The organism is Granulicella aggregans, assembly GCF_014203275.1.
Taxonomy (GTDB): Bacteria; Acidobacteriota; Terriglobia; order Terriglobales; family Acidobacteriaceae; genus Edaphobacter.
In genome coordinates this window covers 671,961-695,060 of sequence record NZ_JACHIP010000003.1, presented here as the reverse complement: position 1 = coordinate 695,060, position 23,100 = coordinate 671,961, and the positions used below count along the sequence as shown (strand labels likewise).

Annotated in this window: 17 protein-coding genes; 10 read left to right on the top strand and 7 right to left on the bottom strand. The window is 59.0% G+C overall.

The window, feature by feature from the left end; genetic code table 11:
* Positions 1 to 226: 226 nt before the first annotated feature.
* A complete protein-coding gene (locus tag HDF16_RS13125) occupies positions 227 to 853 on the bottom strand; it encodes a DedA family protein (protein WP_184217192.1) in 627 nt (208 codons plus the stop codon).
* 106 nt (positions 854 to 959) lie between these two features.
* Between HDF16_RS13125 and HDF16_RS13120 the strand changes: the two genes are divergently transcribed.
* Genes HDF16_RS13120 through nth form a run of 3 tightly spaced genes read left to right on the top strand, consistent with a single transcriptional unit; the run spans position 960 to position 4,078 of the window.
* Positions 960 to 2,360, top strand: coding sequence for a glycosyl hydrolase family 79 C-terminal domain-containing protein (locus HDF16_RS13120; protein ID WP_184217190.1), 1,401 nt, complete (start codon positions 960 to 962; stop codon positions 2,358 to 2,360).
* Positions 2,361 to 2,416: 56 nt separating this feature from the next.
* On the top strand, positions 2,417 to 3,250 hold the full coding sequence (locus tag HDF16_RS13115) for a chlorite dismutase family protein (RefSeq protein ID WP_184217188.1): 834 nt from the start codon (positions 2,417 to 2,419) through the stop codon (positions 3,248 to 3,250).
* A gap of 3 nt (positions 3,251 to 3,253) precedes the next feature.
* The gene (nth, locus tag HDF16_RS13110; protein ID WP_184217186.1) at positions 3,254 to 4,078 is read left to right on the top strand and encodes an endonuclease III; all 825 of its coding nucleotides are present in this window, start codon (positions 3,254 to 3,256) and stop codon (positions 4,076 to 4,078) included.
* On the opposite strand, the gene HDF16_RS13105 is transcribed toward nth, so the two are convergent.
* The 5 genes from HDF16_RS13105 to HDF16_RS13085 all read right to left on the bottom strand — a co-directional run bounded on the left by HDF16_RS13105 (position 4,075) and on the right by HDF16_RS13085 (position 10,241).
* Complete coding sequence (locus HDF16_RS13105) at positions 4,075 to 4,845, bottom strand: uroporphyrinogen-III synthase (protein WP_246409049.1); 771 nt, start codon at positions 4,843 to 4,845, stop codon at positions 4,075 to 4,077. The two genes, nth and HDF16_RS13105, sit on opposite strands and share 4 nt — an antisense overlap.
* Before the next feature lie 14 nt (positions 4,846 to 4,859).
* Entirely contained in the window at positions 4,860 to 6,473 is a 1,614-nt protein-coding gene (locus HDF16_RS13100) for a hypothetical protein (RefSeq protein WP_184217184.1), read from the bottom strand.
* A 44-nt stretch (positions 6,474 to 6,517) separates the two neighbouring features.
* Entirely contained in the window at positions 6,518 to 8,092 is a 1,575-nt protein-coding gene (locus HDF16_RS13095) for a DUF5597 domain-containing protein (RefSeq protein ID WP_184217183.1), read from the bottom strand.
* 145 nt (positions 8,093 to 8,237) lie between these two features.
* Positions 8,238 to 9,245 carry a hydroxymethylbilane synthase gene (gene hemC / locus HDF16_RS13090; protein WP_184217181.1) on the bottom strand — a complete coding sequence of 336 codons (1,008 nt, stop codon included), beginning with the start codon at positions 9,243 to 9,245 and terminating at the stop codon, positions 8,238 to 8,240.
* A 45-nt stretch (positions 9,246 to 9,290) separates the two neighbouring features.
* Positions 9,291 to 10,241 carry a diacylglycerol/lipid kinase family protein gene (locus HDF16_RS13085; protein WP_184217179.1) on the bottom strand — a complete coding sequence of 317 codons (951 nt, stop codon included), beginning with the start codon at positions 10,239 to 10,241 and terminating at the stop codon, positions 9,291 to 9,293.
* A gap of 181 nt (positions 10,242 to 10,422) precedes the next feature.
* Here HDF16_RS13085 and HDF16_RS13080 point away from each other — a divergent pair, with 181 nt between their 5' ends.
* Both HDF16_RS13080 and hemA read left to right on the top strand, forming a co-directional pair.
* Positions 10,423 to 11,226 carry a cytochrome C assembly family protein gene (locus HDF16_RS13080; RefSeq protein WP_184217177.1) on the top strand — a complete coding sequence of 268 codons (804 nt, stop codon included), beginning with the start codon at positions 10,423 to 10,425 and terminating at the stop codon, positions 11,224 to 11,226.
* Positions 11,223 to 12,527 carry a glutamyl-tRNA reductase gene (hemA, locus tag HDF16_RS13075; RefSeq protein ID WP_348641317.1) on the top strand — a complete coding sequence of 435 codons (1,305 nt, stop codon included), beginning with the start codon at positions 11,223 to 11,225 and terminating at the stop codon, positions 12,525 to 12,527. The genes HDF16_RS13080 and hemA overlap by 4 nt, the downstream gene beginning before the upstream one ends.
* Before the next feature lie 3 nt (positions 12,528 to 12,530).
* Here the strand turns inward: hemA and HDF16_RS13070 are convergent, their stop codons facing one another.
* Positions 12,531 to 12,752, bottom strand: coding sequence for a hypothetical protein (locus HDF16_RS13070; protein WP_184217176.1), 222 nt, complete (start codon positions 12,750 to 12,752; stop codon positions 12,531 to 12,533).
* A 123-nt stretch (positions 12,753 to 12,875) separates the two neighbouring features.
* On the opposite strand from HDF16_RS13070, the gene mutS reads away from it, so the two are divergent.
* The 5 genes from mutS (at position 12,876) to HDF16_RS13045 (ending at position 22,939) form a co-directional block, all read left to right on the top strand.
* Positions 12,876 to 15,533 carry a DNA mismatch repair protein MutS gene (gene mutS / locus HDF16_RS13065; RefSeq protein ID WP_184217559.1) on the top strand — a complete coding sequence of 886 codons (2,658 nt, stop codon included), beginning with the start codon at positions 12,876 to 12,878 and terminating at the stop codon, positions 15,531 to 15,533.
* Positions 15,530 to 16,705, top strand: a complete 1,176-nt coding sequence (locus HDF16_RS13060; RefSeq protein ID WP_184217174.1) for an anhydro-N-acetylmuramic acid kinase — start codon at positions 15,530 to 15,532, stop codon at positions 16,703 to 16,705. Before mutS ends, HDF16_RS13060 begins: the two co-directional genes overlap by 4 nt.
* Positions 16,706 to 16,791: 86 nt before the next feature.
* Positions 16,792 to 18,246, top strand: a complete 1,455-nt coding sequence (locus tag HDF16_RS13055) for an ABC transporter substrate-binding protein (protein WP_184217173.1) — start codon at positions 16,792 to 16,794, stop codon at positions 18,244 to 18,246.
* Positions 18,247 to 18,454: 208 nt separating this feature from the next.
* Positions 18,455 to 20,371, top strand: a complete 1,917-nt coding sequence (locus HDF16_RS13050; protein WP_221312714.1) for a CocE/NonD family hydrolase — start codon at positions 18,455 to 18,457, stop codon at positions 20,369 to 20,371.
* A gap of 285 nt (positions 20,372 to 20,656) precedes the next feature.
* The gene (locus HDF16_RS13045; protein ID WP_184217171.1) at positions 20,657 to 22,939 is read left to right on the top strand and encodes an EAL domain-containing protein; all 2,283 of its coding nucleotides are present in this window, start codon (positions 20,657 to 20,659) and stop codon (positions 22,937 to 22,939) included.
* Positions 22,940 to 23,100 lie beyond the last annotated feature (161 nt).

The window sequence follows — 23,100 nt, the reverse complement described above, 5'->3', positions numbered from 1 at the left end:
GGAAGGGGTGCAGCAAACATGGCAAAGAGTGGCTAAGTTATCGCTAACGAAGGACTTAAGAGCACGTCGAGCGCTGCTGAAGGCTTTACGTAAGGGGTTCATAGCAAGTGATTTGTGCGCCTTACGGCCACGCCCGGATGTTTCGTGCGGCGACGACAAAGAGCCCCCGAAACGCGAAACTACGTTTGCGCTTCAGGGGCTCTCTCAGACTAGTTTCGAACGACTCTCAGGCAGCCTCGAAGCGGATGCGATTTTTCCAATGAGTCCACACAAACCATACGATTCCAACCAGTAAGACAGCCTCAACGCCGAGATGAAATTTATGGAAGAACGCCTTGAACTCCGGGTTCGAGTTCCACGTCGCCCCCAGCTTCATGCCCACGTAGGCCAGTGCGTAGCACCAGGGCCACGATCCGATGAAGGTGTAGATGTGAAAGCGAACCTGGTTCATCTTGGCTACGCCGGCGGGCAGAGCGATGAAGGTGCGGACAATCGGCAGCATGCGACCGATGAGCACCGTGATGGAGCCATACTTGTTGAAGAAGTAGTCCACCCGATCGAGATCGTGCCGGCTGAGCAGGACATAGCCGCCGAAGCGCTCGACCATCGGTCGGCCACCCCACGCGCCAACCCAGTATGCGGGGATCGAGCCAATATTCGAGGCCAGAGAGGCCACCGTCGCCAGGAGCACCAGTTGTAACTGGTTGTGTGCCAGGACGAAGCCAGCGAACGGCATGATCACTTCCGAAGGGATCGGAATGCAGGCCGACTGGATGGCCATAAGCAGAGCGACGCTGGCGTAGCCGCCCGTGGAGATGAAGGCGACAAGGAGTGCAAGAATTTTCTCTGACATTGCCCAGAAGTATATCGGATCAGAGTTTTCTCAAGATCAATTCGGATATCCGGCCTATGGCACATGCCGCAAAGATATAAACTCAGCCAGATCTATCAGGAAGCCCATGACCACCCGTCGCAGCCTTCTTCGATCCGCCCTTGCTTCATCCGCGCTCATTGCTTTGAAGTGCAATCGGCTGGCGATTGCGGAGCCAGTCTCTGCAACGTCCGGTCGACCGCTCGCACGCATTCCGTCCGACTTCATCGGCCTCGGCTACGAGATGTCTTCGGTCGGTCGCGCCGACTTGTTGACCGGTAAAAATGCGGCATACGTCCATCTTCTCAGCAATCTCGGCCCGAAGGGAGTTTTGCGCATTGGCGGCATCGTGGCCGACTTCACGAGCTATTCTCCACACGGCCCCGGCTCGGCCCAGCCCAGAGATACCGTCATCACGCGCGATAGTCTTATTCAGCTTCGGACTCTCCTTGATGCAACGGGATGGACAGCTATCTGGAGCCTCAACTTCGGTAGCGGCACCCTCAACGACGCAGTCGCCGAGGCCAAAGTTGTGCAGCAGATTCTCGGGTCGCGCCTGAACGCGATTGAACTCGGCAACGAAGTTGAAAACTACAGCCGCGGCGAGCACCCGCTTCGGACGCCACCCTACCTTTACGATAACTACCGCGCCGAATACAGCCGTTGGCGTGCAGCGATTCTTGCCGCGGTCCCCACGCTTTGCTTCGCCGCGCCGGATACGGCCGCTTCGGTCGAGTGGGTCGAGAAGATGGCAGCGGACTCACGCGGCGATGTTCAACTGCTCACCACACACTACTATCGCGGAGACCAGCGACACGGCACACAAGATCAACTACTCCAAACCGATCTCGAGCTTATCGATCGTCTCAAGCGTCTACGTGAGGCGTCAAAAAAGAGCGGCATTCCATGGCGAATGTGCGAGACCAACTCTTTCTTCGGCGGAGGCCGGCCCGGCGTCAGCGACACTCTCGCCGGGGCCTTATGGACGCTTGAGTTTACGCTCCTGCTCGCTGCTTGTGGCTGTGCCGGGGTGAATATTGAAACTGGGGTAAATCAACTCGGCTTCGTCAGCTCCTATTCGCCTATTCAGGATGACGGCGCGGGTCATAACTCGGCAGGTGCACCATACTACGGCATGCTCGCATTTGCCACCGCAGTTGCTGAATCGCGCGAAGTTCTCGCAATGAGCCACGCAACGAGCGACCGCGAACTCTCTTCCTTTACGCTCGGTCGCGCGGGTCGACTTCACAGTGTGGTCCTGATCAATAAATCCGCGACCGCCAGCCTTCCCTTCTCTCTTTCGGAATTGAATCTTCGCAAGCTGACAGTGCTCTATCTCAGAGGCCCATCGCCTGAGAGCACGACGGGTATTACCTTCGGCGGCGCTGCGGTCGATCCTCAGGGACGATGGACCGGTTGGCCGATACCTCTATCCGCCGAGAGCGTCATAATTCAACCAGCCAGTGCTGTTGTTATTCAAGCTAGTTGATCGTAAACAGATGCGGTGATCGTCCGAAGCCTTTATCATTGCTACAGAGGATAGCGATGGCAGAGACAGTGATTTCTCCGGTTGAATCCGGGACCGTAGAAGCACCGGTGGGAACAGCAACAGCGGTGGCAACGCCCGCAGCATCGGGCCGTCCGGCGAGCAGCTATGGTGCAGCACCCCATGATCCATCGAAGCCGCCCGTAAAGCGACAGATCGTATGCTTCAGCTTCTACAAGGTGATGCCTGAGTGGCGTCGTTTGCCGAAGGAGACCAAGGCAATACAGAAGGCGGAGTTCGCCGCTGTGATCGCGAAGTGGAACAAGCCGGGCGAGTTTCTCTCGCTCACCTACTCCACCATTGGAACGCGCGGCGACGTGGATATGTGTGTCTGGTCCATCGGTTACGCTGTCGATGAGTTGAATCAGATGCGAAGCGAGTTGATGGGGACGGAGCTTGGCGGATACCTTACGTCGCCGCACAACTTCCTCGCCATGACGAAGCGCTCGCAGTACCAGATCGATCGACCGGATGAAAGCGAAGGCGAAGGCCGCGGCGCGATTCGCCCCGGTGGCCAGAAGTACATCTTCATCTATCCGTTCTGGAAGACACGTCCGTGGTACTTGTTAACGGCCGCGGAGCGCAAGCGCCTGATGGATGAACACATCCGCATTGGTCTGATGTATCCCCGTGTGAAGCTCAACACCACCTACTCCTTTGGCATCGATGATCAGGAGTTTGTTGTGGCTTTCGAGACCAACTTTCCCGAAGATTTTCTTGACCTGGTACAGCAGCTTCGCGAGACGGAGATCAGCCTCTACACGCTGCAGGACACGCCGATCTTCAGCTGCGTCCGGCTGCCTGCTTCAGAGATGCTGAACCGGCTGGGATAGCTGATGCCGGCCACGATTCCGAAGGCAAAGAAGAAAGCCGCCGCTGCGCTGACTCCGCCCCAGAAGCTTAGCGCGGCGGCGCGAAGACTTGCGATTGAAGGCGTGCCCGCGAAGAAGGCGAAGTCTATCGCCAAGTCTGAACCAGTTGCCCCTAAGGTAAAACCCGGGAAGACGAAGAAGCCGCTTGCGCCGGAACGCATAGCGGCGATTCTCGATGCGTTGCGGAAGACCTATCCCGGTGTCGTGTGCGCGTTGAATCATCGCAATGCGTGGGAGCTTACGATTGCCACGATCCTTTCCGCGCAATGCACCGACGTGCGCGTGAATCTGGTCACACCCGCGCTCTTTAAGACCTTCCCGACCCCGAAGGCGATGGCCGCCGCTTCCCTGCCGGAGCTTGAAGAACTCATCCGCACGACAGGCTTCTTTCGCAACAAGGCGAAGTCGATCAAGGGCGCTTCCGAAGTCGTCGTGAATGACTTCAAAGGCCAGGTTCCGCAGACGATGGAAGAGATCCTCCGTCTTCCCGGAGTCGCGCGCAAGACTGGCAATGTCGTGCTCGGCTCGTTCTATGGAATTGCTGTGGGCGTCGTCGTGGATACGCATGTACTGCGACTCTCAAAGCGGTTGGAGCTGACGAAGAACACGACTCCCGAAAAAGTCGAGCAAAACCTGATGAAGGTCATTCCACAGGACCGGTGGATACAGTTTTCGCACGAGTTGATCCACCACGGAAGGCAGGTCTGCGTTGCCCGCAAGCCGCGCTGCGCCGAGTGCTCTCTCGAGCATCTTTGCAATGCTTCCGATAAGACGTGGAGTTCGCACTAGCTCCGCTTTAGGTGTCTCGCGATGGCGATCGCTAGCGAATCGATGGTCGGTTCGTCGGCTTCGAAGGACGGTTCGTATCCGAGTTCCCGAAGAGTCCCAGAGGTGATGGGGCCAATCGAGGCGAGCGCGATGCCATCGGGAATTTTGCGATTGATCGAAGCGAGTAGCGCCACCAGATTTCGCGCTGTCGATGAGCTTGTGAACGTGATGACATGAGGATAAGACCCCGGCTCCGCAAAGATCTCCCGTAGCGCGGGCAGCGTGCCAGGCGGCGTGACGTTGCGGTAGGCTGCGGCAATCCTCACTGTGTGTCCCGCCGCTTCAAGCGTCACCGGGATGACATCCCTCGCCTCCTCCGCTCGGACCAGCAGGAACCGCTGTGAGGTCTTAGACACCGCAAGTAGAGCCTTCGCGAGTGACTCAGCGACGTACTCAGAAGGCACGAGCATAGGCTCAATCTCAGGCGCGAGTTCTGCTGCCGTGACTGCCTTGGCCGTTGCCGGCCCGATCACTGCGATACGTCTCGATCGCAGCGTTGCGCCGAGTTCCAGTGCTCGACTGGAGAGTGCCTGCACCGCATTCGCGCTGGTGAAGACGACCCAGTCGACGGTATGTTCGCTTCCGCTCAGCAAGCGAATCGCATCGTCTAATTCCTCAAACGATCTTGGCGTAACCACCTCGATCATCGGCACGAGGATCGTGTCGGCACCCACTCGATCCAGGGACAGCGCCAACTCCGACGCCTGGTGGCGGGTGCGTGTGATCAATATCCGTGGACGGCTCAGGGGCGGGCCTCATTCGATGGAATGCTGTTCATATAGGCTACGATCCGTGGCGCGATTGGAACATACTCCCCTTCGCTGTCCAGGAAAGCCTTCGCCATCCATCCCGTACCTCTGATGGCCTTCTGAAACTGCATCTGATAGCCGACATCCTGCGAGTCGGGGATTCGTAGAAAGAACAACTGCGTCACTTTTGCCGGTTCGCTCTCCAGCCGCGACCATAGATCGAGCACACCGGAGATCACAGCATCCGCATCGGTGGTGCGCTCGTAGACGAAGACAAAACGCGACGGCGGTCCCCCGGCGAAGAGATGCCGTATCTCATACTCCAGCCCTGGATGACTGGGGTTGTATCCCGATAGATTCACGACGGCGAGATCGCATCGAGCCGCAAGCTGTTGCACCGCCGGCTTCCACACCAGGTCGTTGCACACGAGCGTGTGGATGGGATAGCCGCGATACACGCGCCGTCCCATCGAGCCCATCATGAAGAACTTCGGGCGGTCGTACGTTCCTGCGGCGTCTGTGTATCCGGCTATCGTTCGATCCAGGGCCTCCTGGTCCGCAACCAGAAGATCCTTTGGCGATTTCATCAGTTGGCCCACACTGAGCGCGCTCGAGTTCAGCAGGAGATGAACCGGGCCTAGCTGCGGCCATCCTTCCGTCTCGAAGCCGCCCTGGTCGGACTGCGAGGCGAAGACCCAAAGGTAGAGAACGCGAAGTGGTGGTTCGCCGACGGCATTCCTTGCATCGGTAATCGATGGAATATCCGTCGTGACGGCGGGAAGCGACAGTGCGTGAAGAATATGGAAGTCCGGCGCTGGCCAGGAGGTCTCGGGTTTATCTGTCTCTGTCGGTACAGGTGCGGTAATTGCAGCCGGATGCCTCGCAATGACCTTTCGCAGCAGTCGTTTCTCCAATAACCCCTTGGTGAGTCCGGTTCCCGTGATCAAAACCATGACCGTCGCAAACAGGATGACGCTTACTTGCGTCTTCCAGAGTCCGAGCGCAAGAAATCCCAGTGCAGCGGCAAAGAACAGCAGTGAAGAGGACAGCCCTGCCGGCTTGCCAGCTGGATGATGGCTGTCCGTGAAGTCAAAGCTCATGGGCTTCTTCTGCGGGTCCATGTACTCCTTGATTACGCTGGTTATATCGCTTACGCTGGTGTCCTGCAGCTTTCCTGAGTGGATCAGGAAGTCAGCCACGACCGCTGGATTCCATCCCCTGACGTTCACACCTGATTCAGAGGGAGGCTTGCTGATCAGCGGCAGGATCGTCTCCCAGAGCCCTCCCTTCGAGAGGCCGTCCAGCAGCGGAACCACTTCCACGAATCCCGGGTACAGGGCCGGTAGCCCTGCAGAGAGTACGTTCCCGATCACCTGAGCCACCCGGACCTCGGCGAGTCCAACGCTGCCGGCAATAGCTGCCAAGTCGCTACCCGCAAGTGCCATGCGCACGGCCTCGGCGCGCTTGACCGTGCTCGGAGAGCCCGCTCCAGTCGTCGCCAGGAGGTGGTCGAGATCGGCACGGGAGCGTTGGAAAATGCGATCAAGGCTCGCCTCATCCTTCGCGGACAACGCCGCCTGAAGTTGTGCCTGAGATGGATTGCTCACGCAGTCAATTTACAGGAAATCTGATCGCGGGAACTTTGGATGGTCTATTCGTAGCGATAGAGCTTCACCTTCTCAATATGCAACGCGCGCTGATCGAACCGGAAGTAGCTTCCCTGATCGTTCTCGTCGCCGTTCAGGCGTCGTCCTGCGACCCATACGCCATCGACGAAGTGCCCCTCGTCGATCGACGCAATACCAACCTGCTTGTCGGACTTCGCCAGAGGCGTGAAATCTACCCTGAAGCCTTTGCCTGCTCCCAGAAACTCCTCTGGCCCCGTCTGAATCAGAAGCCCGAAGCCCTTCTCTGTGTGATTGCCGAAGATCTCGTCCAGGCTTACGTGAACGATGTACTCGCCCATCTTGAAATCAACGGAAGAGTTCGATTTATCCAGCAAGAACCCGTGGGTCTTCGCGTGGCCATGGTGGTCGAGGCCGCTGCCTTGCACTTCGAGGATCGTTGGAACAATCTCGGCGACGGTCGCGTAGCTCGCTGTCAGGGCCTCAGCACCCGCCTTGTCGTGCTCCATCAATGAGTCGATAGCGAAGGGAGAGAACCCGAGCGCCGCGTGTTCGCCCGCTGCGTAAAAGATATTCTCCGCGCCAGGTTCGCCGCCATTGGTCTCAGGTAGAAACAGCGGATTGCCATCGCGATGATATTTCGCGGTCCATCCTGCAAAGTCTGAAGAATAGAGATCAGGCGTATACATGTCGAGCGACGGCCCCTTTTGCAGGCTTCGCGCGGCCTTCCACACATCCGTGACGCGCGGCTGCGGGCCGCCACTCGGATAGTTGCCTGGCTTGCTCGAGCCTCCTCCAAGCCACGTGTTTACGAAGAGAGGCAATGCGTACGCCTCTTTCCCCTTTGCTGCGACCGCGTGCACGTAAGTCGCATAGTGCCATGCCATGAAGAGTTCATCGGCCCGTTCGTTGTCATCGAAGATCTGCGTCCATGTCCCGGAGATCTTGCTGCCGTTCTCCTCCCAGAGCGCACGGAACTCGGGATCGAGCGACTCGCGATGCGCTACAAGATACTTCATCAGCCCGGCTGGGACGTCCGCTGCAAACTCCTTGTCGGCGACTGCCGAGTGGTCTCGTGACGCGCCCAGGATTCCGACTTCGTTTTCCACCTGGACCATCAGGACGGTGTGCTGCTCGGCGTCGATCTCCTTGATGTGCTGCATCAAGGCGGCGAAGGCGCGGGAGTCGGCGTCGCGTGTGGCGGGGGCGAAGGTGCTAAGAATGTTCACCTCGGCTCCGTTGAGCACCACTCGTGGGAAGCGCTTCGTGTCCTGCTTCACCCATGCCGGCGGGTATCCGGACATGCCGTTCTTCCACGCCGCCAGCCAGAGGAAGACGATGTGCTGATGCTGCTCGCGGGCTTGCGCGATGAGCCCGTCGACAAGCGCGAAGTCATAGTGCCCCTCCGTCGGTTCAACCAGCTCCCATGAGACGGGAGTCAGTACCGTATTGAGGTGCATAGCCGCCATCTGCGACCAGATGGGCTTCATGTACTCCAGGCTCGAAGAGCTGGAGTTGTGCAGCTCTCCGGCCAGCATGAAGTACGGTTTGCCGTCGACGACGAGCTGCGTCGTGGCACCCCGCTTCTCAAGGTGAGGCATGGATGAAGACTGAGCGAATGAAAAGGATGAGGCGAGAAAGACGCAGGAGACCAAGGCAACGGAGAAGCTTCGCATGGTGGAACATTATGACAGCGCGGGGAAACGGTTGTCAGCGGTAAACCGTTTCAGCACCGGAAGATTGCCGTCACGCCACGGTCTCGGCCAGCAGCAGATCGAGCGCTCCCCTTGCCTTCAGGTCATCTGCGATTCTTCTGCCGAGGGTCTCTGCGCTCGGCTGCCGTACCATCGGTTCGATCTGGTCGAGCTGCACCATGGTCTCGCCGTCGGGCGCGACTACCTGGGCGTAGATGCGATAGAAGTCGCCGGTCTCGGCGTCACAAACTGGGGCGACGTGAATTCCCACAGGGAGCGAGCAACCGCCGCCCATGGCGTCGAGCGCGAACCTTTCGGTCTCGACACAGAAGCGCGTCTGAGGATTGTTGAAGAACTTGACCGCCCCGCGCACGAAGTTGTCCCACCACTCGTCAGGAGTGTCCGACGCGAGAAAGCCGTCCGCCCTGGTTTCGATCGCCAGCGCTCCCTGTCCGGGGGCGGGACAGAGTTCGTCGGGTGAGAAACGATAGTGGACCGACTCTATGCGTTTCAATCGGTCGAGGCCGGCTGCCGCGAGGACCAGAGCATCGCATTGCCCGGAAGCCAACTTTTTCAAGCGGGTGTCTACGTTTCCACGGACTTCGACAAAGGTCACGTCCGGGCGCATGGCAAGAAGCTGAGCCCTGCGGCGCGGGCTTGTCGTTCCAATGCGTCCGCCTTCGGGGAGAGTATGCAGGCCCCAGAACTGTTCGCACACCCAGACGTCGCGGGCATCGGCGCGCTTTGGGATTGCTGCCAGCGTGAACTGCGGAGCGAGGGTCGTTGGGAGGTCCTTCAACGAGTGCACTGCAAGGTCGATGCGGCCCTCCTCAAGCGCCTCTTCGATCTCCTTGATGAAGATGCCTTTGCCATCGAGGCCAGGGGGCAGAACGAAGCCTGGCTGCTGCATCCGGTCGCCCGTCGTGCGGATCACCTCAAGCTCGACGGCGTAGCCGGCATCGCGCAGGGCGTAGAGGACATGGTTCGCCTGCCAGAGAGCAAGCTGGGAACCGCGAGAGCCGATTCGGATCGGCCGTTTGCTATGAAAGTCTTTCGTCATCTGTTCTCTTAGGATACTTGAGAGCGAGGTCCGATTTCTGTCAATTCATCTTGAGGGCACGGATGTTGGAATCAGGAACGACAGGGCGTCCGGGATCAACCGAACGGAGATGGGAAGCCGGCCGATCCACTCTCCATCCACCTGAGCATGAACGTTGGCAGCTTCACCAATAGGTTCGCAGCGGAACTCGTCGACTTCGATCGTTCGTAGCCACGGGTTTCTGCTGTGGATTCCCAGCTGGCCTGACACAAACCATGAGGGTAATGAGAGCCGCCCCGGTGGTCGCAGATAAGAGAGCCGCAGGCTTGTCGAGTAGAGCGAACTTCCGTGTGTGAGCTTGCTGAAGAGGCCGCCGAGGTCTCCGACGCGGGCGCACATGGCGTTGACCGCGCGGTCTTCCTGCCAGGAATCTGAGCCCGTCGAGCGGTAGGAGATACGAAATGGTGGAAAGGGGCGCGTCATGAACAGCCGCGCCGCATGCGCGTAGTATGCCGTGCGGCCCAGAGCCGCCTTCCCGGCGAGAAGGCTGTAGACCAGCGCGCCGTCGGGTCCGGCGCCGGCGAGAACGGCGAAGCACCTGCTCTGAAGCTCGGATCCATCGTTGCTTGCTGAGTACTCCACTCGACCGACCGGGATCCGTGCGATCGAAGCACCGGCGAGTTGCGAGATAGCCCGTCGTGGATCGGGAGATAGGCCAAGGTTTCTGGCCAGCGCATTCGCTGTTCCTATGGGAACGACCCCAAGGGCTGCACTGGTTCCAACCACTCCCTGCAGGACTTCGTGGACGGTGCCGTCGCCGCCGCACGCGACGACGGTGTCCGCGCCTTCGCTAAGAGCATTTGCGGCCAGAGATGCGGCCGTATTCGGACCGGTCGTCTCGACGAAGCCAGCAACGATGCCCTGAGCCTCGAGCACTCGAATCATCGCAGGAATCAGCGTTGCGAGGTCGCGCCGTGAACCGGCCCGGGGATTGACGATCAATGTGGCGCGGCTCATCGGAACAGCCTCTCACATCGGCGACGCAACCGCACCAGACCAGTTGCAACGTTCGGTTTCCTGGTGCCACGATATACTTGATTTTTGTGGCTTTGCCGGTTCGCGATGTTTGCGAGCAATAATGCGGCAGGCTGCGAAAGTGATAGCGGATTCTGAAACGTGCTATCGCTTTTATCGACAAATGTCTCTTCTCTGGCTCAAAGTCGCGGTCCTGCTTTATGGCGTTGCAGCGCTTGCTGTGCTGCCTGCCGCGCTCTATGACCGACCGCGCTGGCGCCATGTGGCGATCCCGCTGACGATCGCCGCCGCCTTGTTCCACTTCGTCTCGCTCGCGGAGATGCTCTACGCCGCCCACCATAGCCGTCCGGTGGAGACGCATGAACTTCAGTCGATGCTGGCGCTGTTGCTGGTCGCGGGATTTCTGATCGTCTATCTCCGGTACCGCACCGTTGCATTGGGAATCTTCGTTCTTCCCATCGCGTTTCTGCTCAGCGTCCTCGCCGCCTTTCGACCTGGACAAGAAGAGCTGTTACCACTGCGCACGGGCTGGATCTTCCTACATATCGCCCTGCTGCTGGCTGCTTATGCGGCTCTCTTCGTCAGTCTGCTCGCTTCCCTGCTGTATCTCATTCAGGAGCGGCGCTTGAAGTCCAAGGCTCCGACCATACCGTGGCTTCCTCCGCTCGAGACGACGGATCAGATTGCGTTGAGGAGTCTCCTCTTCGGCCTGCCGTGTATGACCGGTGGGTTGCTCATCGGCTCACTCGTTGCCCAACAGACGGTGGGAGCAAGTTACTTTCTTGACCCGAAGATACTGCTCGCCTTCGCCATGTGGGTCGCCTATTGCGCGATGATCTTCATTCGTCGGCACTCCGGCCTTCGTGGCCGCCGGGCGGTCTATCTGTCGAGCTTCGTCTTTCTCGTAGTTATCACCGTCTGGGCCGCGAACCAGTTCTCCGCCGTCCACAGGTTCGCTGCCCCATGAGCCAGATACTGAACGAGATGAATCCGAAGGGGATGGCGGTGGATGCCGCAGAGAGGCCAGCGGCGCGCTCGCTTGTGCTGCTCGGCATCAATCACAATACCGCGCCGATTGAGGTGCGCGAACGTCTGTCAGTTCCCCTGACCCGGCTTGCCGACGCCACGCGATCCCTGCTTCATCAGCCTGGAATCCGAGAGGGATTGATCCTCTCCACGTGCAATCGAATCGAGTTGCTCACCAGCCAGGAAGCGTTGCCGTCCGCGCCCGATCTGCCGCGGTTTCTCGAAGAATATTTCTCCGTTCCAGCGGTTTTGCTTGCGCCGCATCTTTACGAGTACCGTGAGCGCGAGGCGGTCCGGCATCTCTTTCGCGTCGCCAGTTCGCTGGATTCGATGGTGGTTGGGGAGCCGCAGATCCTGGGCCAGGTGAAAGAGTCTTACGGAGTCGCCCGCCAGGTGGGTGCTGTGAGCTCCTCGCTGGAAGGCTTGCTGCAGCGGGCCTTTACGGTTGCCAAGAAAGTTCGTAGCGAGACCGAGATCGGGTCGTCGAGCGTCTCGATCGCTTCGGTTGCGGTCGATCTGGCCAGGAAGATCTTCGGCACGCTGGAGGGCAAGACCGTGCTTCTGGTCGGCGCGGGCAAGATGTCTTCACTTGCAGCACGACACCTGATTCAGCAGGGCGCTTCAAACATTCTTGTAACCAACCGCACGAAGGAGCGCGCGGAGGCGCTTGCTGCCGAGTTCCTCGGCACATCCGCCTCGACCGCTGTGCTTCCCTTCGATCAGTTGTACTCGCATGCGGATCGCGCGGACATCGTCATCACCTCGACCGGCTCCGATCAGAAGATCTTCAACCGCTCGCACGGCCAGCACTTCCTCGAGCGCAGGCGACATCGGCCGATGTTCTTTATCGACATCGCTGTGCCTCGCGACGTCGATCCTGCAATGAATCAGGTCGAGGGCTGCTTTGTCTACGATATCGACGACCTGCAGCAGGTAGCGCAGTCGAACCTGGCTGACCGTGGCCGCGAGGCAGAGGCGGCCGAGTCCATCGTTGCGAAGGAAGTCGATCGCTATCAACAGCGAGTTCAGTCGCTGGACGCGGTGCCCGCGATCCTGAGCTTGCAACAGAATGCCGAGGCAGTGCGGGCCGCGGAGCTCGCAAAGTCAGCCAAGCGTCTCGCCGGGCTCACTGTCGAGCAGCAAGTCGCAGTGGATGCGCTAACGCGGTCTCTGACGGCCAAGCTGCTGCATCCACAGATCGTGGCCATCCGTCGCGCCAGCACAGCGGCGGAAGAGGAATAGTGGTTACAGCCACGCTTTCAATTGATTTTCCACCATCGACTCCGACAGAAACATTGGCTTATCGACGATCGTGATGCTCAGAACGCCGTTCTGATAAACGTAGTTCGCCTTCACGCCCATCTTTTCAATCGTGCCTTCGTGTCCAATCAGGTTGATTCCCTGCTGTGCGGCGATCTGTGCAACCTTCGAATCGAACTGTTCCGGTGTCAGGGGAATCTGGATCATGGGGCTTCCTTCGGCGTGAAATGGACTTCTGTGACCTCAGTCTATCGCGTGCGATATTCTGCAATTCTGGGATAGGTTTTGGGATAAGAATTGGCGACAGAGACAATCAACGAAATTGCGGGTATGGACGCGGCTTCCCTTACGCCGGTGATGCGGCAGTACTTCGCCGCCAAACAGCAGTATCCCGACTGCCTGATGTTCTGCAGGATCGGTGACTTCTACGAGCTCTTTTACGACGATGCCATCCTTGTCGCTCGCGAACTGCAACTCACGCTGACGGCGCGCGATCGTGAGAAGAAGCAGCCCATGTGCGGCGTGCCTTATCACGCTGCCGAAATTTATCTACAGCGCCTGCTTCGCAAGGGCTACCGCATCGCTCTCTGCGAGCAGATGGAAGACCCCAAGACGGTCAAGACCATCGTCCGGCGCGAGGTCACGCGAGTGTTGACACCGGGCACATCGCTCGATCCGTCGCTCAGCCCGGAGCAGAGCAACTACCTGGCCAGTATCGCAATGATAGGTACCGGCAACACCGCGAAAGCTGGACTCGCCCTGCTCGATCTATCCACCGGCGAGTTCCGCGCGACGGAGTTCAGCGGTGCATCCGCATGGGCAGCCGCTATCGATGAACTTGGACGCATCCGCCCTGTCGAACTAGTTCACGCGTCGGGCTTGTTTGGCCCGGCATCAGGCGGACTTCTCACTGCTAAGAATGGCAACGCCGAATCATCGGAAGATAGCGCCGGACTCGAGTACATCCGAACCCGGACGCCTGTCGAAGAGTGGGTCTTCACTGGCGACTACGCGCTTCCACTGCTGACCGGCCACCTGCATGTTCACTCGCTCGATGGCATCGGCATGGGCGGCCATGAGAGCGCCGCCATCGCCTCCGGCGCTTTGATTCACTACATGAGAGCGACCAAGCAGGGGGCGCTCGAACACATCGACGGCATTCGCTACTATGAGCGGTCGACGTGCCTTGAGCTCGACTCGGTCAGCGTGCGCAACCTCGAACTTGTCGATCCGCTCTTCTCCGGCGAGTCTGTGCAGACGACGTTGTTCCACACACTCGAGGCCTGCAGCACGCCGATGGGAAAGCGCCTGCTGCGGGCGACGTTGCTTCGGCCATCGAATGAACTGGCGGAGATCAACGCTCGCCTCGACGCTGTTGCGGAGGCGACAGCGGACCTTCGCAAGCGTGAAGGTCTGAGGCGCTCGATGGATGGCGTCCTAGACCTGGAGCGCTTGCTTGGCCGCGTTGCGCTTGACTCCGCTGGCCCGCGCGAGGTGATGTCGCTGGCGGCTACGCTCGGCTGCCTGCCTGGAGTAGCGCTTGCGGATAAGGCCTTCGAGTCAGCCCGCTGGCGAGAGCTCGCCGCTGCGCTGGATCCGCTGGAGGACCTGCACTACGCCATCGTGAAGACGCTTGCCGACGAGCCGCCGATTACCTTCGCGGACGGAGGCGTGATTCGCGCGGGCGTCGATGCGGAGCTTGATGAGCTTCGCGAGTTGAGCCGCAGCGGAAGGCAAGCTCTTATTACTATCGAAGAACGTGAACGCCAGCGTACCGGGATCGGTTCGCTCAAGGTTCGGTTCAACAGTGTCTTCGGCTACTACCTTGAAGTGACCAAGGCCAATGCGAAGTCTGTGCCCGCTGATTACGAGCGCAAGCAGACACTGGTCAACGCGGAGCGCTTCACGACACCGGAGCTGAAAGACTACGAGACCAAGATCCTCACCGCGCAGGAGCGCTCAGGCGAGATTGAGCGCCGCATCTTCGCGGAGCTTCGAGCAGAGCTACTGGCCAATGCGGGCCGCATTCGCGAGACGGCCCGCCGCATCGCCGAGATCGATATGCTCGGCTGTTTTGCACACCTCGCTGCTCTACGGGGATGGACACGGCCGTTGATCGAAGACTCGGGAGTGTTGGAGTTCGTTCAAGCCCGTCATCCCGTTGTCGAGCGACGCATGGAGGAGTCGGGCAGTCGGCGGTTCGTTCCGAACTCGGTGCATCTCGATGCAGATGCCGGCCCCGCCGTGCTGTTGATCACCGGCCCTAACATGGGCGGTAAGAGCACGTATCTGCGACAGACCGCTCTGCTCGTCATCATGGCGCAGTGTGGATGTTTTGTGCCTGCGGAGCGTATGACGCTCGGCCTCGTCGATCGCATCTACACTCGCATCGGGGCCAGCGACAACGTTGCGCGTGGCCGTTCGACCTTCATGGTCGAGATGACCGAAACGGCTGCCATCCTGAACACTGCAACCGCGCGTTCGCTGGTGCTGCTCGACGAGATGGGCCGCGGTACGGCCACCTATGATGGCCTCTCACTCGCTTGGGCCACCGTGGAACATCTGCATGATCGCATTGGCGCTCGAACACTCTTCGCCACGCACTACCACGAATTGACCATGCTCTCCGAGCAACTGGTGCGGCTCCGGAACCTTCGCGTCACCGTCAAAGAGACGCCCTCAGGGATCGTGTTTCTGCATAGTGTTGAAGCGGGACCTGCGAGCAAGAGCTATGGCATTGAGGTCGCGAAGCTCGCGGGCCTGCCAGCCGCAGTCATCTCTCGTGCTCGTGATGTCCTGAAGGTGCACGAACGTGTCGAAAGCTCCGCGCTGCGTCCTGCACAAGCAAAGGAACAGATGCAGATGACGATGTTCACTCCTCTCTCGCAGCGCATCGTGGACCGTCTCGGCGAGGTCGACGTCGACGAGATGACACCGCGTGAGGCGCTGAATCTTCTCGCCGATCTGCAGCGGGAGTTGAAGGCATGATCGTTGCCGGCGTGATGAGCGGAACCTCAGCCGACGGAGTGGACGTCGCGATCTGCCGCATCACTGCTTCTGCAAAGCCAGGTGGCACACCGCGAATCAAGCTGCTTCATCACGCAGGATTTCCTTATCCCAAGGCGGTGCGCATTGCGGTCCTCTCTGCAATGAATGCTGAGTCGATATCTGTCGCCGAGATGAGCCGTTTGAACTGGCGGCTGGGCGAGGTCTATGCGGATGCGATCGAGAGAGCGGCTTTGCAAGCGGGTGTGAAGCTTGACTTTGCAGCCTGTCACGGTCAGACGATCTACCATCAGTCCATTGCACGGAAGTATCTTGGCAAAGCAGTTCGCACAACGTGGCAGATCGGCGAAGCGAGCGTCATCGCAGAGCGCTTGCGTGTTCCTGTCGTGAGTGACTTCCGTCCCGCGGATTTAGCTGCGGGCGGCCAGGGGGCACCGCTGGTGCCGATGCTCGACTACACGATGTTCCGTGATGCGAAAAAGAGCCGAGTGCTGCTCAATCTCGGAGGGATCGCGAACCTCACGGCGATTCCCGCAGGCGCGTCCATCGATCGCGTCATGGCCTTCGATACGGGGCCCGCAAACATGATCATCGATGCAGCGATGTTGCAACTGTTCCAAAAGAAATTCGACGCGAATGGGGCGACCGCGAATCGCGGTGTGGTCCTGCAGGACGTCATCGATGCCATTCTGAAGGAGACGTTTTTTTTAGCGACTCCACCGAAGTCCTGCGGACGTGAAGAGTTCGGCAACAGCTTCGCATCGCGATTGATCGAGGTTTGCCATGCGGAGGCAGGTTCGGACTCCGATATCATCGCGACGGCAACCGCATTGACAGTACAGTCCATTTTCTCTGCTTATCGGACCTTCGTTTGGCCGCACCTCGGACAGAATGCGCCCCTTGCAAGGACGGAGCTTATCGTTGCGGGAGGGGGAGCGAAGAACAAGACCATGATGCGCATGCTCGCTGCGGAGTTTGCGGCGCTTGGCGTGCCGGTGCGCCCAATGGACGACCTCGGCATTCCCGCGCAGGCAAAGGAGGCCGTGGCTTTCGCTCTGCTCGGGTGGCTCACCTGGCACCGTCTGCCCGGCAATGTGACGTCAGCGACCGGAGCCACTCGCGAAGTGATTCTCGGCAAGGTCACACATCCTTGAAGCGCTCCCTGCATTGCGGCATATTGGCCTGCCTGTTGTTCGTCGTGGGATGCCGCAGCCATCGCCCCGCGCAGGATACGCTCGTCATGATGATCGAGAGCAGTCCCAACAATCTCGATCTTCGCGTTGGCACAGACGCGCAGTCGGAGCGCATCGGTGGCCTCGTCTTCGATGCCCTCGTCAAGAAGGACGAGCACTACGATCTGCAACCCTGGCTTGCCACAAGCTGGGAGCAACCCGATCCCCTTACGTGGATCTTTCATCTTCGCGACGGCGTGCAATTTCACGACGGCCGCGCTCTCTCAGCCGATGACGTCGTGTGGACCATCGAGAGTCTCATTGATCCTGCCCACGGCAACCTGATCACCTCGAAGAGTGGCAACTTCGCCTCGGTAACGAGTGCGGAAGCGAGAGACCGTCTCACCGTCGTCGTCCACTTGAAGCACGCGGACGCGGGCCTTCTTTTCAACATGAGCGACGGCTTGTTCGGGGTCGTACCCAATGGCTCGGGTCGCGACTTTGGCCTGCATCCGATAGGCACTGGGCCCTTCCGCTTCATCTCCGGCGTGCAGGATAAGGAGGTGCTGGTTGAGCGCAATCCTGGCTACTGGGCGGGAGAGCCGAAGATCGAGAGAGTTCGCTTTGCCGTAGTGCCTGACGCAATTACCACGGCACTCGAACTGCAGAAGGGTTCAGGCGATCTTGAGAGCAATGCCATCACGCTCGACATGGTCCACGCTCTGCGCAACGAGAGAAATCTCGCCACCGAGACGGGGCCAAGCTCAGTTGTGGTCTACATGAACTTCAACGTCCAGGATCCCATCCTTCGCGATCGACGCGTTCGCCAGGCCATAGCCTGTGCCATCGACCGCCAGGCCATCGTGGATGCCATCTGGCGCGGCAAGGCGCGACTGGCAAACTCGCTGCTCCCTCCTGAGCACTGGGCGCGTGCGGCTGACTCCGAGATGGCGAGCTATCCGCATGACATCGATCGTGCGCAGAGGTTGCTTGGCGATGCAGGGTTCCCCGCCCGGAAAGATGGCATTCGCCTGCATCTTACCCTCAAGACCAGCACAGACGAGACCACGCGTCTGATGGCTGCGATTCTCCAGCAACAGGTTAGATCGGCGGGAATTGATCTTCAAATACGTTCCGCGGAGTTCGGAACGTTCTATTCCGACGTCACCAAGGGAGTGTTCCAGATTTACGCTCTGCGCTGGATCGGCAGCAACGAAGATCCCGATATCTTTCGCTACGCTTACGGCTCGGCGAGCTTTCCTCCGAAGGGAGGAAACCGGGGACGATATTCAAATCCACGTCTGGACGCTCTGCTGCAAGATGCTGCTGGATCCTCCGATCAATCTGAGCGGCGCAAAGACTACGTGGAGATACAGCAAATCCTTGCTGAAGACCTTCCTGGGATACCCCTGTGGTATCCGGACAATGAGGTCATTCACAGCCAGCGCGTGGACGGCATAAAGCCTATTGGCGCGGGCGACTTCGACTACCTTCGATCCGCATCCCTGCGCACTCCACATTAGGGACTGCGCCACCACTAGAAGCAAAAACTCGAGCGAGTATCCGGCATGTCGAGCCTGCTTCTCGGTCAAGGCACTATCCGTCACATCGCTGGTGGGCCGACGATCTTCTGTGGAAACCAACCCCAGACGGGGTCACGTACACTTGAAAAAAAGGTCAATTTTTGCGGGGCGATTTGAACCTGCTTGCGGGGCGGATTGGAGATTTTGCATGATGCGTTTTCGTGTCTTTGGGATTGTGGCTTGTTGTTTGGCGGCACAGCTGGTTATGGCGCAAGAGAAGACGGTTGGGGACGATCTGGCCAAGGACTTCAAGGTTCCGTCGGTAGATCGGGACTACGACAAGCGTGTTGTGATGGTGCCGATGCGCGATGGCACGAAGCTCTACACGGTGATCGTGGTGGCGAAGGGCGCGAAGGGCGCTCCGATTCTGCTGACGCGGACTTGCTATAACGCCGCGGGACGGGCGGCGCGGTCGGAGTCACCGCGGATGATCGAGGCTCTGCCGCTGAGCGACGAGGGTTTTGTCGAGGCGGGATACATCCGTGTCTACCAGGATGTACGAGGAAAGTATGGATCGGAAGGACCGTATCTGATGACGCCTCCGCCGGTGAACTCGGAGTTCAACCCGACGGGCGCGGATGACACCACGGACGCTTACGACACGATCGACTGGCTGGTGAAGAATGTTCCCGAGTCGAATGGGCGGGTGGGAATGATTGGTTCTTCCTACGAAGGCTTTACGGTGGTGATGGCCTTGCTGCATCCGCACCCGGCCTTAAAGGTGGCTGCTCCCGAGAGCCCGATGGTGGATGGCTGGATGGGCGATGACTGGTTTCATTATGGAGCTTTCCGGGAGAACAATATCGACTACTTCCTCGGGCAGACCTCCATGCGTGGGGCGGGAGCGAAGGTCGCCCGGGCGGGACGGGATGACTACTCGAACTTCCTGGCGGCCGGGTCGGCGGGAGACTTCGCCCGGGCTTTGGGCGAGGATCAATTGCCGTATTGGAAGACAGTCGAGGAGCACCCTGCGTACGACGCCTTCTGGCAGAGCCAGGCTCTGGACAAGCTGATCGCAGCGGCTCCCATGACGGTACCGACGATGTGGGAACAGGGTCTCTGGGACCAGGAAGATATGTGGGGCGCAATCCATTCCTTTCGGGCGCTGGAGGCAAAGGATAAGAATCACCTTAATCATCTTGTGATGGGTCCGTGGCGGCATAGCCAGATCAACCGGGAGGGCCGAATGTTGGGACCTTTTACCTGGGCGACCGATACGGCTGCGCAGTGGCGGAAGGATGTGTTGCTGCCCTTCTTCAACGAGTACCTGAAGCCTGGGTCGCCGAAAGTTGAGACGCCGAAGGCGTGGATCTACAACACGGGCGAGGATCACTGGGAGACCCCAAAGGTGTGGCCGGCAAGTTGCGAGGCTGGATGTCCAGTGGTGTCGAAGCCGCTCTATCTGACTACGGGTGGGAAGCTTTCGTTTGACGCGCCAGTTGCAGGTGCGGAGTTCGATGAGTATGTCTCCGATCCAGCGAAGCCCGTGCCCTATCGCCCACGGCCTGTGGCGCAGGACGACGGTGCCGGATGGGGAAACTGGTTGTTGATGGACCAGCGGTTTGTAGACGGACGACCGGATGTTCTGACCTACGAGACGGAGCCGCTGAAGGAAGCCATGAAGCTTTCGGGGGAGCCGGTGGCTCACCTCTTCGCGTCGACCAGCGGGACGGACTCGGATTGGGTTGTGAAGGTGATAGACGTGTATCCGGACCGGATCGCCCCACCGCTTGAGATGAGCGGATACGAACTGCCTCTGGCGACGGACATCTTCCGCGGTCGGTACCGGACAAGCTTCGAGCATCCAGCCGCGCTGACTGCGAATGAGCCGCTGGAGTTCAAGTTTGGCCTACCGATGATCAACCATACTTTTCAGGCTGGGCATCGGATCATGGTGCAAGTGCAGTCGACGTTATTTCCGCTGTACGACCGAAATCCGCAGACGTTTATACCGAATATCTTCGATGCAAAGTCCGGGGACTACCAGAAGGCAACGCAGCGGGTGTGGCACAAGCCGGGGACAACGAGCTACGTAAGTCTGCCGGTGGTTCCAACCCCACAGTAGGAATTCTGCTTCAAAACGTTCGGTTCTTGCCTCCGCCTGGAACGGAATGCCAGTCCGCGAAGATGCGCGGGGAGATGGCACTTCCGTGTCATAGTCCAGTCCTGTTTCCGATGGTTACGATAGTAGTATCAAGTCTTCTCCACGCACTGTATGTGAAACACGGAACATACTATCTCGTCAGCGCATCACGAAGCCGCATGTAGAAGTTCAGCGCCTGAGTCATAACTGAAAATCGAGCGTACGGAACCGGCTTTCAGGGTTAGAGTTGTACCACCGAGGAGACAGGTGGACCGCAGGAGAAAGCAACTCGTCATCGGTGCAGTCGCGCTGCAGGGCATCCACTTGCTGGCGTTCATTGTCCTGAAAGACGCCAAAGTTGCGTCGAACACAATTCAGATCTTCATGGTTCTTCTGACATGCTGGATCTGCTGGTTCGAAGGCCGTTCAGAAAAACTGCACTCACGGCAACCCTGGAACCTGGTCTGCATGGGTCTTCTTCTATGGACCGCCGCGCAGGTCGCATTCCTCGCCTGGGTCATCACTCAATCGCCTATCTGGGTTCCGGTCTACGAAGTCCTCTGGCTTCTCTTCCCCTTCCCCCTGATCCTCGTCGCCTTCCGGCTGCCTCCGTCCCCCCAACGCGATATCCCAAGCCGGTTGGATTTCCTGCAAGCGTGCGTCTTTTTCAGTACGCTCTTCGCACTCGTCTTCACCAGAACAGAGATCATCAGCTTCAACCTTGCGTACGAAGTTCAGAGCATTGCGCTCCCGCTCTCCTTTGCGCTTCGCCTCTCGATGACGGTGCGCGGCTCCGAGAGGACCTTCTACCGCTATCTCACCGTATTCTCCGTTTTGTATGCCGCGTCTTCCTCCATTGGCTTCGTTGCCGAAGTCTATGGCCTTCCCTCTGGCACCTTCGTCGACCTCTGTTGGGTACCGGCGTTCACCGTCTATTCCATTCTCGTGGCCCGCGGCAACGACGTTCGCGTCGAGCTGCGGAAATCAAGCTGGCTCGCCGACCCCACTCATCTCCACGGCATCAGTGCTCTTGGGCTTGCCACCATGTCGCTGGGAGCTGCCGCTACACTTGCTCTCCATCAGCAGACACTCGGCATCGTCGTCGTGGCGCTTGCATTTCTGCTCTTTGGCATACGGATCAGTCTGCGCGAATGGCAATCCCATCGCTTCCATACCAGGATCGAATACACCCTGACTCACGATACCCTCACCGGCCTTGGCAATCGAGCCTTCCTGCAACATGAGCTTGCCCGATGCCTCAATGAGCCCTCGGAGTCAGACCATTGCGGAACAGCACTGCTCTTCATCGATCTTGATCGCTTCAAGGCAGTCAACGACGACTTTGGCCATTCGTTCGGTGATGGGTTGCTTAAGGAAGTTGCGCACCTACTTCGATCGTCAGTGCGAAAGGGAGACATCATTGCGCGCCACGGCGGCGACGAGTTCGTCATCCTTCTCGAAAAGACCCAGTTGGAGGAAGCCAGAATCTGCGCCGACAGCATCGCGAAGAAGATGCGCACGCCTATACTAGTTGATGGCCGCATCATCCACGTAAGCGCGAGCATCGGCCTCGCCCTCAGCAACGCAAGTGATCGGGCAGACACGCTCCTGCAGGATGCGGACACCGCCATGTACAAGGCGAAGCAGTCAGGCAAGGATCGAATTCAGGTCTTCACAGCCGATCTCGTTGCAGGAGTAAAGAACAGGAATACGCTTTTGACTGACCTGCGATCGACATTGGATTCGCAAAGCCTGGACGTCCACTATCAACCGATCTATGGCTTACGGAACGATTCAGTCGTTGGCTTCGAAGCGCTTGCCCGCTGGCAACATCCCGTCCGCGGCGCCGTCAGCCCAGACGAGTTCATTCCGCTCGCGGAAGAGACAGGGCTGATCAACGAGCTTGGCCGGCAGATACTGAAGAAAGCGACCGCCCAGTGTCATGCCTGGAACCTGCAATTCGAGACTGCTCTCTCCGTCAGCGTGAACGTCTCCGCTCACCAGTTCGCCAACTCCGATTTGCTCAAGATGATTGTGACGACCCTGGCTGAAACTGGCCTTAGTCCGGCTCTGCTCAAACTGGAGATCACCGAGTCTGTTCTTCTCAGCGGATATGAAGGCGTCGCCGACGTCCTGGCCAACGCCCGCTCACTCGGCATCGCCATCTGCCTCGATGACTTTGGCACCGGCTACTCCTCGCTCAGTTATCTGCTCAACTTCCCGTTCGACATCGTCAAGATAGACAAGAGCTTCGTCACCGGTCTCGACAGCGAGTACGCTCGCGCTGAGATGGTCCGCTCCATCACCGACCTCGGTCGCAGCCTCGACATGCAGATTGTCGCCGAAGGTGTCGAAACCGTCCACGAACTTGCTCGCCTGCGGGAGTTCAACTGCGACATGGTGCAAGGATTCCTGCTTTCTAAACCTCTCGACGCGCAGTCCGTGCACATGCTCCTGAGGGATAACGAGCTCTCCACGAGATACCTGGACTGCCTCTCTGAGATCCCACCGCCATCACAGGATCCCTCCCGCAGTGAGGCTCGTCTATGAGGCCGGTAAATGCGGAATCGAATGAATTGGTATCTGCCAATCCATGTGAGGTCACATCGATTCGCCTGCTCACTCCCTTACCCTGGCGAACTCCAACGCATCCTCGACGATCGTAACAATCGCATTCACCTTCGGGTTTACAGCTTCGATGCGATCGAGAT